The sequence below is a fragment of the Hyphomicrobiales bacterium genome (assembly GCA_030688605.1).
Lineage (GTDB): Bacteria > Pseudomonadota > Alphaproteobacteria > Rhizobiales > NORP267 > JAUYJB01.
On record JAUYJB010000014.1, the window covers coordinates 23,847 to 39,479 of the forward strand.

Annotated in this window: 17 protein-coding genes; 9 read left to right on the forward strand and 8 right to left on the reverse strand. The window is 64.3% G+C overall.

Annotated features, from left to right (window positions below; all coding sequences use genetic code 11):
- The first annotated feature begins 5 nt into the window (after positions 1 to 5).
- Complete coding sequence (locus tag Q8P46_01755) at positions 6 to 737, forward strand: DnaJ domain-containing protein (GenBank protein ID MDP2618895.1); 732 nt, start codon at positions 6 to 8, stop codon at positions 735 to 737.
- 15 nt (positions 738 to 752) lie between these two features.
- Here Q8P46_01755 and Q8P46_01760 read toward each other — a convergent pair whose 3' ends face one another.
- Positions 753 to 2,243, reverse strand: a complete 1,491-nt coding sequence (locus tag Q8P46_01760; GenBank protein MDP2618896.1) for a serine hydrolase — start codon at positions 2,241 to 2,243, stop codon at positions 753 to 755.
- 320 nt (positions 2,244 to 2,563) lie between these two features.
- On the opposite strand from Q8P46_01760, the gene Q8P46_01765 reads away from it, so the two are divergent.
- The 5 genes from Q8P46_01765 to Q8P46_01785 all read left to right on the forward strand — a co-directional run bounded on the left by Q8P46_01765 (position 2,564) and on the right by Q8P46_01785 (position 7,074).
- The gene (locus Q8P46_01765) at positions 2,564 to 2,896 is read left to right on the forward strand and encodes a phasin family protein (GenBank protein MDP2618897.1); all 333 of its coding nucleotides are present in this window, start codon (positions 2,564 to 2,566) and stop codon (positions 2,894 to 2,896) included.
- Positions 2,897 to 3,182: 286 nt separating this feature from the next.
- The gene (gene clpS, locus Q8P46_01770; protein ID MDP2618898.1) at positions 3,183 to 3,512 is read left to right on the forward strand and encodes an ATP-dependent Clp protease adapter ClpS; all 330 of its coding nucleotides are present in this window, start codon (positions 3,183 to 3,185) and stop codon (positions 3,510 to 3,512) included.
- 8 nt (positions 3,513 to 3,520) lie between these two features.
- Complete coding sequence (gene clpA / locus Q8P46_01775; protein MDP2618899.1) at positions 3,521 to 5,977, forward strand: ATP-dependent Clp protease ATP-binding subunit ClpA; 2,457 nt, start codon at positions 3,521 to 3,523, stop codon at positions 5,975 to 5,977.
- A gap of 9 nt (positions 5,978 to 5,986) precedes the next feature.
- The gene (locus Q8P46_01780; protein MDP2618900.1) at positions 5,987 to 6,730 is read left to right on the forward strand and encodes an AzlC family ABC transporter permease; all 744 of its coding nucleotides are present in this window, start codon (positions 5,987 to 5,989) and stop codon (positions 6,728 to 6,730) included.
- Entirely contained in the window at positions 6,730 to 7,074 is a 345-nt protein-coding gene (locus tag Q8P46_01785) for an AzlD domain-containing protein (protein ID MDP2618901.1), read from the forward strand. Before Q8P46_01780 ends, Q8P46_01785 begins: the two co-directional genes overlap by 1 nt.
- Here the strand turns inward: Q8P46_01785 and Q8P46_01790 are convergent.
- The 5 genes from Q8P46_01790 to Q8P46_01810 are packed head-to-tail and all read right to left on the reverse strand — an operon-like array spanning position 7,052 to position 10,985.
- Positions 7,052 to 7,492 (reverse strand): HIT family protein, encoded by a 441-nt coding sequence (locus tag Q8P46_01790; protein ID MDP2618902.1) that lies wholly within the window; start codon positions 7,490 to 7,492, stop codon positions 7,052 to 7,054. The two genes, Q8P46_01785 and Q8P46_01790, sit on opposite strands and share 23 nt — an antisense overlap.
- 35 nt (positions 7,493 to 7,527) lie before the next feature.
- A complete protein-coding gene (locus tag Q8P46_01795) occupies positions 7,528 to 8,739 on the reverse strand; it encodes a GNAT family N-acetyltransferase (GenBank protein ID MDP2618903.1) in 1,212 nt (403 codons plus the stop codon).
- Between the two features lie 52 nt (positions 8,740 to 8,791).
- Positions 8,792 to 9,538, reverse strand: coding sequence for a glycerophosphodiester phosphodiesterase family protein (locus Q8P46_01800; protein MDP2618904.1), 747 nt, complete (start codon positions 9,536 to 9,538; stop codon positions 8,792 to 8,794).
- A complete protein-coding gene (locus Q8P46_01805; GenBank protein MDP2618905.1) occupies positions 9,535 to 9,999 on the reverse strand; it encodes a RidA family protein in 465 nt (154 codons plus the stop codon). Before Q8P46_01805 ends, Q8P46_01800 begins: the two co-directional genes overlap by 4 nt.
- Before the next feature lie 11 nt (positions 10,000 to 10,010).
- Positions 10,011 to 10,985, reverse strand: coding sequence for a D-glycerate dehydrogenase (locus Q8P46_01810; GenBank protein ID MDP2618906.1), 975 nt, complete (start codon positions 10,983 to 10,985; stop codon positions 10,011 to 10,013).
- Between the two features lie 147 nt (positions 10,986 to 11,132).
- Between Q8P46_01810 and Q8P46_01815 the strand changes: the two genes are divergently transcribed.
- Positions 11,133 to 11,945 (forward strand): cell envelope integrity EipB family protein, encoded by an 813-nt coding sequence (locus Q8P46_01815; protein MDP2618907.1) that lies wholly within the window; start codon positions 11,133 to 11,135, stop codon positions 11,943 to 11,945.
- A 9-nt stretch (positions 11,946 to 11,954) separates the two neighbouring features.
- Here Q8P46_01815 and Q8P46_01820 read toward each other — a convergent pair whose 3' ends face one another.
- A complete protein-coding gene (locus Q8P46_01820; protein ID MDP2618908.1) occupies positions 11,955 to 12,863 on the reverse strand; it encodes an ROK family protein in 909 nt (302 codons plus the stop codon).
- A gap of 4 nt (positions 12,864 to 12,867) precedes the next feature.
- On the reverse strand, positions 12,868 to 13,533 hold the full coding sequence (locus Q8P46_01825) for a hypothetical protein (protein MDP2618909.1): 666 nt from the start codon (positions 13,531 to 13,533) through the stop codon (positions 12,868 to 12,870).
- A gap of 197 nt (positions 13,534 to 13,730) precedes the next feature.
- On the opposite strand from Q8P46_01825, the gene Q8P46_01830 reads away from it, so the two are divergent.
- Both Q8P46_01830 and Q8P46_01835 read left to right on the forward strand, forming a co-directional pair.
- Positions 13,731 to 14,102, forward strand: coding sequence for a response regulator (locus tag Q8P46_01830; protein ID MDP2618910.1), 372 nt, complete (start codon positions 13,731 to 13,733; stop codon positions 14,100 to 14,102).
- Between the two features lie 29 nt (positions 14,103 to 14,131).
- The gene (locus tag Q8P46_01835; GenBank protein MDP2618911.1) at positions 14,132 to 15,505 is read left to right on the forward strand and encodes a PleD family two-component system response regulator; all 1,374 of its coding nucleotides are present in this window, start codon (positions 14,132 to 14,134) and stop codon (positions 15,503 to 15,505) included.
- Positions 15,506 to 15,633: the final 128 nt, after the last annotated feature.

Genomic DNA, 15,633 nt, shown 5'->3' on the forward strand with positions numbered 1-15,633 from the left:
GCAAGATGCCGGCATTCCTCGGTTTGGTGTTCCTGGTCGCGCTCGTCGTCATGGCGCTATATTTTTTCGCCAACGCCGACGTGCGCACGCTTACCAGCAACATGCACCGCATTGCCGGCATCGCCATGCTTCTCATCGCCGGCCTCCTGGCGCTGGTCGGGCGCTGGGCTCTGGCATTGCCGCTCGGTTTTTTCGGCTTCTCGATCCTGATGCGCGGCTGGCCGAGCTTCCCCGGCAGCGCGCAGAAGTCGGCCGGGCAGCGCTCGCGGGTGCGCTCGCGTCACCTCGACATGACGCTGGATCACGACACTGGCGAGATGGACGGCACGGTCCGGACAGGCCGGTTCGGCGGTGAGCGGCTCGGCAAAATGAGCTTGGCGGAGCTGCAGGAGCTCTATGGCGAGGTGGCGCATGACGCCGAAAGCGTGGCGCTCATCGAGACCTATCTTGACCGCCGCTTTCCCGACTGGCGAGAGGGGACGGGCGAGGCGCGGGCCGGCAATGGCGGCGATGGCGGCACCCGGTATGGGAAAAGCGGCGCCACGGGGCCGATGACGATGGATGAGGCGCACAAGGTCCTCGGCGTCGCCAGGGGCGCGAGCGAGGCGGAGATCCGCACCGCCCACCGCCGGCTGATGAAGAATCTGCACCCCGATCAAGGCGGCTCCACCTATCTCGCCACCAAGCTCAACGAGGCCCGCGACCTGTTGCTCAAGCGCGGCGGCAAACGGCGTTAGGAAGGCCTGGCCGGCCTATTGGCGTATCGGCAGGCAGGGGAACTTGGCCTCTTTGAGCTTCTTGCAGGCGGCCTCGGCGGCGGCCTTGTCGAAGCTCGAGAACCGCGCCCGGTAAAGTGTCGTGGCGTCCGTCTTCACCGACTCGGTATAGGCGAGCCGGTCGCTGAGGATTTCAGCTTTGCGCTGGGCGTCCCGCAACTTCCTGCGCGCCGCCTGCTCGTCGTCGTAGGCGCCGATCTGGATCAGCCACTTTTCGCGCAGGCGTTCGGCGATGGCGTTGGTCACCTTGGTGTCGGGGACAATGCGCGGCCGCGGCGTGGGCATCGGCGCGACGATCGTGATGTGGGATGGCTGCTGCGTCTGCATCTCCGCCGCCGGCACCTTGGCGATGACGGTGTCGCCCTCGGAGGGAGGTGCCGTGTCCTCGGCTTCATCGTCGCCCTCGGCCGGCTGCGACATCGCCAGCACCTCGGCGATCGGATCGCCGCCGGAAGCCGGCGCGACCGAGGCGGCAGCGGGCAGGAGGCGCGGATTGACCGGGGTGGGAGCGGGCAGGAGGTGCGGCTTGACCGAGGCGGCGGGTTCCGGTTCTGCGCTTGCAAGCTGCGGAGCCGCCGCCGCGACCGGCCGTATCGCCGGCAAGGGCGCCACCGCGGGCAGGGTGACAGCGTGCGCCATCTTCGTCTTTGCCGTCGATGCCTTGGCGAACTGCTGATTCAAGAGCGCCGTCACGTGATCGTCGCGCGCGCGCGCGCTCGGACCGCCCATGACGATGGCGATCAGATGACGGGAGCCGCGTTGCGCCGAGGCCGCGAGATTGTAGCCGGAGGCATGGGTATAGCCGGTCTTGATGCCGTCGACGCCTGAAACCCGACCGAGCAGCCGGTTGTGATTGCGATAATTGTGCCCCTGATAGGCGAAGGAGCGGGTCTTGAAGTAGTCGTAATAGTCCGGGAAGTCCCGGATCAGAGCGGCCGCCAGTGTCGCCATGTCGCGGGCGGTGCTGCGCTGTCGGGGGTCGGGCAGCCCAGAGGCGTTGCGGAAGGTGGTGGATTTCATCCCGAGAGCCCGCGCCCGGTCGGTCATCATCGCGGCGAAGGCGGATTCGCTGGTCCCGATATGCTCGGCAATGGCGGCGGCGACGTCGTTCGCCGATTTGGTCACCAGGACCAGGATCGCCGATCGCACCGATATTGTCTGGCCGACCTTGAGCCCCAGCTTCGAGGGTGCCTGACCGGCGGCGTGGGCGGAGAAGCGGATCTGCGTTGACGCGGTGACGCGGCCGGCGCGCATTTCGGCGAACAGCATGTACAGCGTCATCATCTTGGTCAGCGACGCTGGGAAGCGTTGGTCGTCCGCGTTGCGCGAGTACAGGACCCGGTCGGCGTTGGCATCGACGACGATGGCCGCGTATTTGCTCTGCGACCAGCCACCGGGGCGCGCGTGCGCCTGCGGCGGAGCCAGCATCGTGGCCAGGCCCAGCGCGATCAAAAACGAAGCCGACAAACGAGATTGGGTGCTCCCCAGCATTGCTACCGAATCCCATATTTGCGAACGCACGACAAGGCCGAAAAATGCGCCCTTTGGATAACGTTCCTTGTCACGGGGAAGGCAGGGTAGGATCGCCCGGTTACAAAAGCTTTAAGTCCGGTCATTTTGCCGCCGCCGCGGCCCCGGTCGCGCGGGCTTGGAGGGTCCATTTTGTGCAGTGCAGTATTTTCTTGACTATTTTTGTGCAGTGCATATATTCATATCCAGAACGCCGGATCGACACACAGACGGATACGAATCGGCGTCGAAACAGGATTTCAAACGGAGCGATTAAGATGATCAACGGATTTGAAGACTTCCAAAAATTCAGCAAGGACAACATCGACGTCACCATCAAGAGCTTTGGTGCGGTCACCAAGGGCTGGCAGTCGATCGCGGCCGAGATGGCCGACTACTCGAAGAAGAATTTCGAAGCTTCCACGGCGGCCTTCGAGAAGGTCGTCGGCGCCAAGTCGCTCGACAAGGCATTTGAGGCGCAGGCCGATTTCGCCCGCACGGCCTACGAGGACTATGTTGGCGAAGTTACCAAGCTGGGCGAGCTCTGTGCCGGGGTCGCCAAAGACGTCTACAAGCCGATCGAGACAGCGGTAAACAAGGCCACCAAGTAACTCTCTTTCTGCGGTTCCTCCTTTATCTTGGAGCCCGGCGCCAGCGCCGGGCTCTTTTTTTTTCAGTGGAAAAACATCCGGTGGCCACAATCTGTGCACGCTGATTTGATTTCAATTCGCGCTGTCCTATCTTGCGGTCTGGTCAGAGATCGATAGGCTTTCTAGTATAGCTCCGGAATCGTGGGACAGGGAGGCGCAGGCTCGAACGCGAATTCATACGAGTAAACCCATGAAGGAGATCAACGCGGCACTTTTCGAACTCTCCGCCCCGGTGCTCTTAGCGCGCATGAGCGCGGGCGACAACGGCAGCGGCAAGGGCGAGCCGGGAACGGGAATCATCACCCGCACGCGGCCCAAGACGAAACGGCCGCAACTGTATAAGGTTTTGCTGCTCAATGACGACTACACGCCGATGGAATTCGTCGTGCATGTGCTGGAGCGGTTCTTCAACAAGGGGCGCGAGGAGGCGACCCGGATCATGCTGCATGTCCACCATAACGGAGTCGGCATGTGCGGCGTATTCACCTATGAGGTGGCGGAAACCAAGGTGACGCACGTCATGGACTTTGCACGAAAGCACCAGCACCCGCTACAATGCGTGATGGAAAAGGAGTAGAGCCGCCCGTGCCGACCTTCTCAAAACAACTGGAACAGGCCCTGCACCACGCATTGTCGCTGGCCAATGAGCGTCACCATGAATATGCGACGCTCGAGCATCTGCTGTTGGCGCTCATCGACGATCAGGACGCAGCCTCCGTGATGCGCGCCTGCAACGTCGACATCGACGTGCTGCGCGCCAATCTGGTCGAATATGTCGACAATGAGCTCGACAATCTGATCTCCGATCTGGGTGAGGATTCCAAACCCACCGCCGGCTTCCAGCGGGTCATCCAGCGCGCCGTCATCCATGTCCAATCCTCCGGTCGCGAGGAGGTGACCGGCGCCAACGTGCTGGTCGCCATCTTCGCCGAACGCGAGAGCCACGCCGCCTATTTCCTGCAGGAGCAGGACATGACCCGATACGACGCGGTCAACTACATCAGCCACGGCATTGCCAAACGGCCGGGCATGTCGGAGGCGCGCCCGGTGCGCGGCGCCGACGAGGACGCGGCCACGGTCGAAGGCAGCGAGGAGACCAAGCGCAAGGCCGATGCACTCGACGCTTACTGCGTCAACCTCAATAAGAAGGCGGCGCAAGGGCGCATCGATCCGCTGATCGGGCGCGAGGCGGAGATCCACCGCACCATCCAGGTGCTGTGTCGGCGGCAGAAGAACAACCCGCTGTTCGTCGGCGATCCCGGCGTCGGCAAGACGGCGATTGCCGAGGGCCTGGCGCGGCGGATCGTTCATGGCGAGGTACCCGGCGTCCTGAAGAAGGCGACCATCTTCCAGCTCGACATGGGCGCGCTGTTGGCCGGCACCCGCTATCGCGGCGATTTCGAGGAGCGCCTGAAGGCGGTGGTCAAGGAGATCGAGGCCTATCCGGGCGCCATCATGTTCATCGACGAGATCCACACCGTGATCGGCGCCGGCGCCACCTCGGGGGGCGCGATGGACGCCTCCAATCTGCTCAAACCGGCGCTGCAAAGCGGTACGCTGCGCTGCATCGGCTCTACCACCTACAAGGAATACCGCCAATATTTCGAGAAGGATCGCGCCCTGGTGCGGCGCTTCCAGAAGATCGACATTGTCGAGCCGACGGTGCCCGACACGATCAAGATCCTGAAAGGTCTGAAGCCCTATTTCGAGGAGTTCCACGGCATCCGCTACACCGAGCAGGCGATCAGAGCGGCGGTGGAGCTGGCGGCCAAATACATCCACGACCGCAAGCTGCCGGACAAGGCCATCGACGTCATCGACGAGACCGGGGCCTCGCAGATGCTGCTGCCCGATTCCCGCCGCCGCAAGACCATCGGCATCAAGGAGATCGAGACAACCATCGCGACCATGGCGCGGATTCCGCCCAAGACCGTGTCGAAGAACGATGCCGAGGTGCTCTCGCATCTGAGCACCCATCTCAATCGGGTCGTGTTTGGGCAGGATCAGGCCATCGAAGCCCTCGCCGCGGCCATAAAGCTCTCGCGGGCGGGGCTGCGCGAGCCGGAGAAGCCGATCGGCAGCTACCTGTTCTGTGGACCCACCGGGGTCGGCAAGACCGAGGTCGCGCGCCAGCTCGCCGATCTTCTCGGCATCGAGCTCCTACGCTTCGACATGTCGGAATATATGGAGCGGCACACCGTTTCGCGCCTGATCGGGGCGCCGCCGGGCTATGTCGGCTTCGACCAGGGCGGCCTTCTCACCGACGGCGTCGATCAGCATCCATTCTGCGTGCTGCTGCTGGACGAGATCGAGAAGGCGCATCCGGACCTGTTCAACATTCTCTTGCAGGTGATGGACCACGGCAAGCTGACCGACCATAACGGCAAGCGGGTCGACTTCCGCAACGTGATCCTGATCATGACCACCAATGCGGGTGCTGCCGATCTCGCCAAGGCTGCCGTCGGCTTCACCCGGTCGAAGCGGGAGGGCGACGACGAGGAGGCGATCAACCGGCTGTTCACGCCGGAATTCCGCAACCGCCTCGATGCCGTCGTCACATTCGCCCGCCTGCCGCCGGAGGTGATCGCCAAGGTGGTCGAGAAGTTCATCTTCGAGCTCGAGGTGCAGCTCGCCGACCGCAACGTCACCTTCGACCTGTCGCCGGAGGCCAACAAGTGGATCGCCGAGCGCGGCTATGACGAAAAGTTCGGCGCCCGGCCGCTTGCCCGTGTCATCCAGGAACACATCAAGAAGCCGCTCGCCGACGAGGTCCTGTTCGGGCGGCTGAAAAAGGGCGGCACGGTCAAGGTGACGGTGGCCGAAGACGGCCAGCATCTGAGCTTCGAATTCTTCAACGAGGACCCGCCCGTAAAGCCGTCGCCTCCGATTGAAGCGCGCGGCAAGCCGGCGGCGAAGAAAAAGGCCGCGGGCGGGCGCAAGAAGGCTGCCGGCAAGGCCCGTTCGCGCAAGAAGAAGAAAGGCGGCGATTCTTCCGGTGGGGGCGGCAGTCTGGTGCCGCGGGTTCCGCTGCTCGTCGAATAGCCGGCGGTCTTGGCGGGTCTTGACCCAGGGGAGGGCGAACGGCCGGCTCTGAGCCGCCGCGCTGCCTTTCTCCGGGGCATGCGGCGGGCGCCGTCGACCGGGGCCTTCATTCTCATCTGCTCCTTTGTCGGCTATGGCGCGCTCGTTCATGAGAGCGGGCTCACCCTGATCCAGGCGCTCGCGATCGCGCTGTTCGTCTGGGCGCTGCCGGGTCAGGTCGTCCTGGTCAGCGAGATGGCCGCCGGCGCGGCGCTATGGAGCGCCGCCATCGGGGTCACGCTGACCTCTGTACGGTTGATGCCGCTCGTCGTCGTGCTGATGCCGATCCTGCGCGGCCCGCGCACGGGCAGGCTGCACCAGCTTCTGCTGTCGCATTTTTGCGCCATCACCATCTGGGTCGAATCGATGCAGCGGCTGCCGCGAATGTCGCGGGCCGAGCGGGTGCCCTATTATTGGGGCTTCTGCTCGGTTCTGGTCTCGACCAATCTCGTTGCGACAATCGTCGGCTACGAGGCCGCGGCCCTACTCACGCTGGAGCTCGCCGCCGGGCTGTTGTTCCTGACGCCGCTTTATTTCGTGCTGTCGATGCTGCGCGCCTCCGATACTCCGGCCGACCGGCTGGCGCTGCTGTTCGGCTTCGTGCTCGGGCCGCTCGTCTTCGTCACGTTGCCGGGCTTCGAGCTTGTGCTTTCCGGTCTTGTCGGCGGTACGGCGGCCTATCTCATCGACCGGAGGAGGAGGCGGCGGACATGATGGCGGCAGAAGGATATGGCTGGCTCGTCATGCTGTTCGTCGCCGGCACGCTTGCGACCGACATCTGGCGCGTCATCGGCGTTTTTGCCGCGCTCAGGGTCAACGAAGGCAGCGAGGTGTTTCTGTTCGCGCGGGCGATCTCGACGGCGCTGGTCGCGGCGCTGATCGCGCGCATAGTCTGCTTTCCGCCCGGCGCGCTCGCCGAGGCGCCGCTCTTATTGCGGCTGGGCGCGTTTGCAATTGGGCTCGGCGTCTATTTCGCGGGTCGGCGCGCCATGGCGCTCGGAATCTTCGTCGGCGAGGTGGTGCTCGTCGGCGGCTTTATTCTGTTCTCTCATCTTTGAGCGCCGCGCGCAGTTTCTCCGCGTTTGCGGCGAGAACGTCCGGATCGGCCATTTCGCCGGTGTGCGGCCTGAGGGGCACGTCGTGCCAGCGCGGGATGACGTGGAAATGGGTGTGGAAGACGATCTGACCGGACGCCGGCTCGTTGAACTGCTGGATCAGCACGCCTTCGGCCGTGAACGCCTTGAGCGCCGCGCGCGCGACCTTCTGCACCACCGCCATGACCGCGGCAAGGTCGGTGGGCGCGATGTCGAGGAGGTTGCGCGAAGGCGCCTTGGGGATGACCAGCGCATGGCCGTCGGCGCGCGGCATGATATCCATGAAGACGAGGGTCGCGTCGTCCTCGTGGACCTTGTGGCAGGGTATCTCGCCGCGGAGGATCTTGGCGAAGATATTGTCCTTGTCATAGCTGGCAGTCATGGTCACCCCCCTTGAATTCGGCCCGCTTTTCCTACTCAGGTCTCTTCGGGCCGGTCAAGGGCTCCGTCCTTTCTGAACGGCGCTTGTTCGGCCAGCAGGCGCTGCTCGAAGGCGACATGGGCGCGCTCCTCGTGGAGGAAGCGGGCGACCGCGCGGCGCAGGCCGGGATCAGCGATCCAATGGGCCGAATAGATCGTTTGCGGCAGATAGCCGCGCGCCAGCTTGTGCGGTCCCTGGGCGCCGGCCTCGACGCGGGCGAGGCGATGGGCAATCGCGAATTCGATCGCCTGGTAGTAGCAAAGCTCGAAATGCAGGAAGGGATGCTCCTCGATGGCGCCCCAATAGCGGCCGTAAAGGGCATCGGAACCGATCATGTTAAGGGCGCCCGCAATGGGCCGCCCTGCGCGGTAAGCGAAAATCAGCAAGACATCGACGGCCATCGTCTCGCCGAGCAGGCTGAAGAAGCGGCGGTTGAGATAGGGCCGGCCCCATTTCCGGCTGCCGGTGTCCAAATAGAAGGCGAAGAAGGCGTCCCAATGGGCCTCGGTGACCTCCTTTCCCGTGAGCCACTTGATCGTGATGTCGCCGGCCTGGGCGTCGCGGCGCTCGCGACGGATCTGCTTGCGCTTGCGCGCGGCAAGCGCGCTCAGGAAAGCCTCGAAATCGACGTAACCGGCATTGTTCCAGTGAAACTGCTGGCCGGTGCGCTGCAGGAAGCCGCGGGAACCGAGTAGGTCCCATTCGGGCTTGCTCAGAAAGGTGATGTGCACCGATGACATGCCGTAGCGCCTAACGAGTTGCTCGGCGGCCTCGGCGAGAACGGCGCCGAAATGGCGTGCATCGAGGTCCGGGCGCACCAGTAGCCGGCGGCCGGGGACCGGCGTGAAGGGGACGGCGACCTGTAGCTTCGGATAGTAGCTGCCGCCGGCGCGCTCGAAGGCGTCGGCCCAGCCCCAATCGAATACGTATTCGCCGTGGCTGTGGCTTTTCACGTAGCAGGGCATGCAAGCGGCAACGCCGCCGGCATCGTCCTCGACGACGATGTGCTGCGGCATCCAGCCGGCCTTGGCGGAGACGCTTCCGGATTTCTCGAGAATGGAAAGAAATGTATGTGAAATGAAGGGATTATAGGGAATTCCTCGGGCCTCGTCCTGGTGCCTGACCCCGGCGCAGGCGTCCCAGTCGGCGGCGGCGACGGCGCCGATCTCTCCGATCACTCTGGCCTTGACGGGTTCGCGGTCGCCCATGCCGACTTGTTGGTCCTCTGATCGACGCTCTTTCCCCCGCCCTGCGGCTATTTTACGGCAAGAACCCTTCGAAAATCATCGCGTCGGCAAACAATTTCGCCCGCCGCCGGTCGGCCTCGGTGCGCACGGTCCAGGTGATGAGCGGCAGGCCGAACAGATGGCGCGCAAGGAGCGGCGCGGCGCTCGGCAGGCCGTCGATGTCGTAGGCGACGAACTGCGGTCGGGTGCGGTGGCTATGCAGCATGTGGCGCAGCCGGAAGCGGCGCCAGTCCGACAATTTCGGCCAAGCGTCGCGGTTGCGGAAACGCTCCGACACGATGCCGCGCGGCAGGTCCGGGGCCAATTCGATGAAGGCCATGAGCGAATCGGGGTCGTACGACATCACCGCGACGGGCCCGCCATAGCCGCGCAGCACTTCGGCGACGCGGTGCTCCAGCGGGCCGACATGGTCCCATTGGCTCTTGATCTCGAGGATCAGCGGCGTGCGGCCGTCGACCAGTTCGATGAGCTGGCCCAGATCCATCATCCGATCGCCGCTGCCCCGGAAGCGAATCCTTTGCAATTCCTCCGAGTTGCGCCCAATCACCAGACCGCCCTCTTCGGTAAGCCGGCCGAGGGTCGAATCGTGGAACACCATCGCCTCGCCGTCGGCGGCAAGCCGCAGATCGACCTCCACCGCATAGTCCGCGGCCATCGCCGCCGCGACGGCAGACGACGTGTTTTCGACGATGCCCTTGACCGCGTCGTGCAGGCCGCGGTGGGCGATATGTTGTGCGGTCAGCCAGGACAGGCCGCTCATGCGATCTCGAATATGGCGTCGACCTCGACGGCGGCATCGAATGGCAGCGACGGGGCGCCGACCGCGAAGCGGGCATGGCGGCCGGTCTCGCCGAAGGCCAAGACCATCAGGTCGGAGGCGCCGTTCATCACCTTCGGCTGGTCGCCGAAGTCCGCGGTGCAGTTGACGAAGCCGCCGAGCTTGACGCAGCGCACGACCTTGTCGAGATCGCCGGTCGCAGCCTTGACCTGAGCCAGAATGTTGACGGCGCAGAGCCGGGCGGCGGCTTGCCCGTCGGAAAGCGAGACGCCGCCGCCGAGCTTGCCCGTATGGGCGATCATGCCGTCTTCGACCGGGAGCTGGCCGGCGATAAACAACAGATTGCCGCTCAGCACGAAGGGGACGTAGTTGGCGGCGGGGGCTGATGCCTGCGGCAGGCTGACGCCGTGCGATTTCAACTGCGCTTCGATGCGTCCGCTCATCGCCGCTCCCCTTAAGGCCTTATTGCGTCTTTTGGCGTCTGGCCGGCAAAAAAGGCGTCGAGATTGTCGAGCGCCCGGAAGCCCATGGCGTCGCGCGTTTCCTTGGTGGCGCTGCCCAGATGCGGCAGCAGGAAGGCGTTTTCCAGGTCGCGATAGCGCGGATCGATGTTCGGCTCGCCGCGGAACACGTCAAGGCCCGCGGCGGCGAGCTTGCCCGACTGGAGCGCCGCAATCACCGCGTCGTCGTCGACAATGTCGCCGCGCGCCGAATTGACCAGGATGGCGCCGTCGGGCAGGGCGGCGATGCGCTCCGCGTTGATCAGGCCCTGCGTCTCCGGGGTGGAGGCGCAATTGATCGACAGAAAGGCGCAGTGGCCGAGGAATTCAATCAAATCGGAGTGGAAGACCGCACCTTCCTCCAGATCCGGAGGGATTCTGGCGCGGTCGTGATAGTGGATTTCCATGTCGAAGCCACGGGCGCGCTTTGCGACGGTGCGGCCGATGCGGCCGAAACCGAGGATGCCGAGCCGCTTGCCGTTGACCTCGACGCCGAGCGGACCGGTCGGGGTCCAGATATCCCAGCGTTTTTCGCGCACCATCCGGTCGCCCCAGGAAGCGCCGCGGGCAGCCCCCAGGAGCAAGAGAAAGGTCAGGTCGGCGGTGGCGTTGGTGAGCACCTCCGGGGTGTTGGTCACGACGATGCCGCGTTTGGCCGCCGCCTTGACGTCGACATGATCGTAGCCGACGGAGAAGGTGGCGATGATGCGCACGCTCTCGGGCAGCCTCGAGATGAGTTCGGCGTTCAGCTTGTCGGTCGGGCAGACGAGCAGGCCGTCGGCGCCTTCGGCATGGGCGATGAGCGCCTCGCCGTCGAAAATCGTATCGTCCGGGTTGGTGCGGGCATTGTAGCTTTCCGCGATGCGCCGTTCAACCGCGGCAGGGAGAAGGCGGGATACGGCAAGCAAAGGACGAGCGGATTCTGGCACGGTCGGGTCTCCCTTGTTGGCGGTCGAGCGGCGTGATCAAATGCGGGCGGTTGCGAATCCGAAAAGGGCCGGGTCAAATGACCGGATCATGCTTTGAACTCTAAACTGACACGCATGCGCTCGTTGCGTCCAGCCCTGGCGGCGGCAATGACGCTCTTCTTCGCCGGCGCTTGGGCCATCAGCATGACGGTTGCGGCCACGGCGGCGGCGCTCAGCGCGCATCGCGCCGTCTACGACTTGAATCTGGCGCGGGCGGAGCCGGCTTCCGGCGTCGCCGGAATGAGCGGCCGGCTGGTGTTCGAGTTCAGGGGCGATTCCTGCACCGGCTATGTGGTCAATATGCGCTGGGTCAACCAGGTGGTCGAGGAGGACGGCACGGCGGCGGTGAGCGATTTGCGCTCCTCGACCTGGGAGGCCGGCGACGGCGGCGCCTTCGGCTTCAGCACTACGCAATATATGGACTCCGGGAACGGCGAGACGACCCGCGGCAAGGCCTATCGCCCCAGCGGTGGGCCGGTTGCCGTGAAGCTCGACGCACCGGAGCGAAAGACCGTGTCGTTTACCGGCGATGTGGCGTTTCCGACCGAGCATATGCGCGCGTTGATCGCGGCCGCGGGCGCCGGCCGGCGCGTTCTTCAGATGCGCCTTTTTGACGGCTCGGAGAGCGGGGACAAGGTCTATGAGACGACGGCCGTGATCGGCGCCGCCGCCAAGCCACGGCATCAGAACGCCGCGGCGCGGCGTGCCGGAGAGCTTAAGGGACTGTCGACCTGGCCGGTGACCATCGCTTATTTCGACGCCGAGGACGACCGCAGCGGCGAAGCGCGTCCCGTCTACAAATTCTCTTTCGATCTGTACGAGAACGGGGTTAGCGATTCGCTGCTGCTCGACTATGGCGATTACGCGCTGGAAGGGCGGATGCGGCAGATCGAGTTTCTGCCCGAGGCGGAGTGCAAATAGCCGCTACGGTCAGTTCCACAGGCGCGCGGCGCCGCGCACGCCGCTTTCCGCTCCATGCGCGGGGCGGCGGATATCGACGCCCTTGTCGCCGGAGAAAATGAAGGGTGCCATCAGCCCCGGAAGCTCAGCATAAAGGTGGTCCATTTTTGAGAGCCCGCCGCCGAGGACGATGATTTCCGGATCGAGAATGTTGACGACCGCGGCTAGCCCGCGCGCCAGCCGGTCGGCATGGCGATCAAGCGCGGCGCGCGCCAATGGCTCGCGCGTGGCGCGGGCCTCGATCTCAGGGGCCGTCAGCCGGGATTTCGCGGCTTGCGCATAGTCGCGCTCCAGAGCCGGGCCGGAGACCCAGCATTCCATGCAGCCGCGCCTGCCGCACCAGCAAAGCGGGCCGGGAACCTCGTCCGCCCGCGGCCAGGGCAGGGGGAAATGCCCCCATTCGCCGCCGATCGCTCGCGGGCCGTTGACGAGCCTCCCGGCGATGACGATGCCGCCGCCGCAGCCGGTGCCCAGAATGACCCCGAACACCGACTGCGCGCCCGCGGCCGCCCCATCGGCAGCCTCCGACAGGGCGAAGCAGTTGGCGTCGTTCTCGATACGCAGCGGGTCGTGCAGAAGCTTGGCGAGGTCGTCTGCCAGCGGGCGGCCGTTGATCCAGGTCGAGTTGGCGTTCTGGACGCGCCCACTCATCGGGCTGATCGAGCCGGGGATGCCCATTCCGACATGCGTACTTTGTGCCTTGCAACGCCGTTTCAGCCTTTCGATCATCCCGGCAATGGCGCGCAGGGTTGCCTCATAGTCGCCCCGCGGCGTCGCGATGCGCGCCTCGCCGACGGTCCGGTTCTCGGAATCGAGGACGATGCCGGCGATCTTGGTGCCGCCAAAGTCGATGCCGATGCGGTGGGAGGGCATGCTCATCGGCTCATGTGCGGCGCTCGAATTCACGGGCGATGACGGTTTCGATGAAGCTTTGCGCTTCGTCCCATTGGCCGGTGCGCAGGCGCACGCCCTCAATCGGCTCGGCAAGCTGCAAATAGCGGCTGTCGGACATGAAATGGATGACGTGCGCATGCGGCGCCTCGCGCACGACGGAGCGGATATTGCTCGGCGAATCGTCGATGAAGAAGACGGGCGCGGCGAGCAATGTGCAAATGCTGGCGACCGCCGGACCCTTCGGCCCCTCATTGGCGACCACGGGATAGAGGATCCCGTGCGCCCGCAAATTCTCAAGCCGCGCCTTGAAATGGGTGGCGTGGATGTTGGTCAGGAGCACGATCTGGGCGCGTTCGCTCAGCGCCCGAAGCGCGTCGAGGGCGCCGGGAACGAGGTCCATCCGGCTTGTCTCGGCGGCAAAGAAGCTGCGCAGCAGGTTACCGACCTCGGCATCGTCCGCAACAGAATCGTCGCCGCCGCGCTTGATGTTGCCAAACAGCGCGAAGCTGCGCGGGTCGAGCCGGAAGCCGTGGCGGACGATGTGCCGCTCGAAGGCGGCTACGAATTGCAGCACCACCTCATCAACGTCGCAGATAACGAGCGGCCGGGGGTCCAGCTCAAGCGAATCTACGGTCGCATGGGTCGGAAGGTTCATCGTTCCGGTACGCTGCGGGCCTTGCCTTTCGCGGCATTTCGAACGCCACTTCTAGCAGAGGATTAAGCCATTGGTTACATGTTTGCCTTCTAATATCCGGCAGTGGCGGAGGCCGGTTCTTCGTCGCTTGCTGTGCGCCGGATCGCAGCTTGGGGGCACAAGCAGGCGCGTCAAACGCGTCTAGGGGAACTTTGCCGATGGCCAAGACCGTCCTGATCGTGGAGGACAATGAGCTCAACATGAAGCTCTTCCACGACCTGCTAGACGCACACGGCTACAACACGGTCGAGACCCGCAACGGCATGGAGGCGTTGGACCTTGCGCGCAAGCACCGGCCGGACCTTATCCTCATGGACATCCAACTGCCGGAAGTCTCTGGTCTGGAAGTGACGAAATGGCTGAAGGAAGACGATGAGCTGCGCTCCATACCGGTCATCGCAGTGACCGCATTCGCGATGAAGGGGGATGAGGAGCGCATCCGCGCCGGTGGCTGTGAAGCCTATATATCGAAGCCGATCTCGGTCGCCCAGTTTCTCACCACGGTAAAGCAATTTCTCAGAGAGTCGTAAGCAGAGTCGTAAGAACTGGATCCTAGGCAATGACCGCACGCGTATTGGTCGTCGACGACATCGAGGCAAATGTCAAACTCTTGGAAGCCCGCCTCGTAGCGGAATATTTCGACGTGCTCATCGCCATGTCGGGCGAGGAGGCGATCGCGGTCTGTCAGCGCGGCGAGGCGGACATCGTACTGCTCGACGTCATGATGCCGGGCATTGATGGCTTCGAGACCTGCCGGCGGCTGAAGCAGGACCCACGCACCCACCATATCCCGATCATCATGGTGACGGCGCTCGATCAGCCGAGCGACCGGGTACGCGGCCTGGAAGCGGGCGCCGACGATTTCCTGACCAAGCCGGTCGGCGAAATCGCCCTGATTTCGCGAGTCAAGAGCCTGGTGCGGCTGAAAACGGTGATCGACGAGCTGAAGATGCGCATGGTCGCCGGCGAGGATGTGGGGATCAGCGATTCGGTCGCCGACATTCTGAGTCAGCCGACCCGCGACGGGCGCATCCTGGTCGTCGATACGCGGCGCTCGTCGTGCGATCGCGTGCAGGCCGCGCTCGGCGGCATCCACCGGGTCGATACCGAAACCGATCCTCAGAACGCCGTGTTCAAGGCTGCGGAAGGCGACTACGAGCTGGCCATCGTCAGCCTCGCTCTGGACGGCTTCGACGGGCTGCGGCTGTGCTCGCAGCTGCGCTCCCTGGAGCGCACGCGCCACATGCCGATCCTGGTGCTCGCCGACCCCGACGACAGTTCCCGGCTGTTGCGCAGCCTCGACCTCGGAGTCAACGACTATGTGGTGCGGCCGATCGACAAGAATGAACTGTTCGCCCGGGTGCGCACCCAAATCCGCCGCCATCGCTACACGGAGGAGTTGCGCGACAGCTTCCATCACAGCGTCGAGATGGCCATCACCGACCCGCTGACCCAATTGCACAATCGCCGCTACATGGAAAACCATCTCGGCCTGCTGGTCGCCAAGGCGCAGCGAAAGGGCGGCAATCTGTCGCTGCTGATCATCGACATCGACTATTTCAAGGCCATAAACGACTCTTATGGTCACGATGCGGGCGACGATGTGTTGCGCAACTTTTCCGAACGCCTGCGCAAGAATGTGCGCGGGATCGACCTAGTCTGCCGCTATGGCGGCGAGGAGTTCGTGGTGGTGCTGCCGGATACCAACATATCCCTGGCCCTATCGATCGGCGAGCGGCTGCGCACGCGGGTTGCCGGCGACGCGTTCCCGATCCGTGGCGGCAATAAGGCCCTCAACGTGACCATCAGCGTCGGCATCGCGACCTTGACGTCGCCGGAAGATACGCCGGAATCCCTCGTCAAACGGGCCGACAGGGCGCTCTACAGCGCCAAACGCGACGGCCGCAATCGCGTCGTTTCGAGCGCCGCCTAGGCAGCCGGCCGGGAAAATTCCAGTGGTCCGAAATTTCCACATTGAACCACGAAACCGCCTCATTCATAAAACATTCTCAAACTGCTTTTAAAAGTCTGGCTAAGTGTATAAGAAGTCTTTGCGACCAG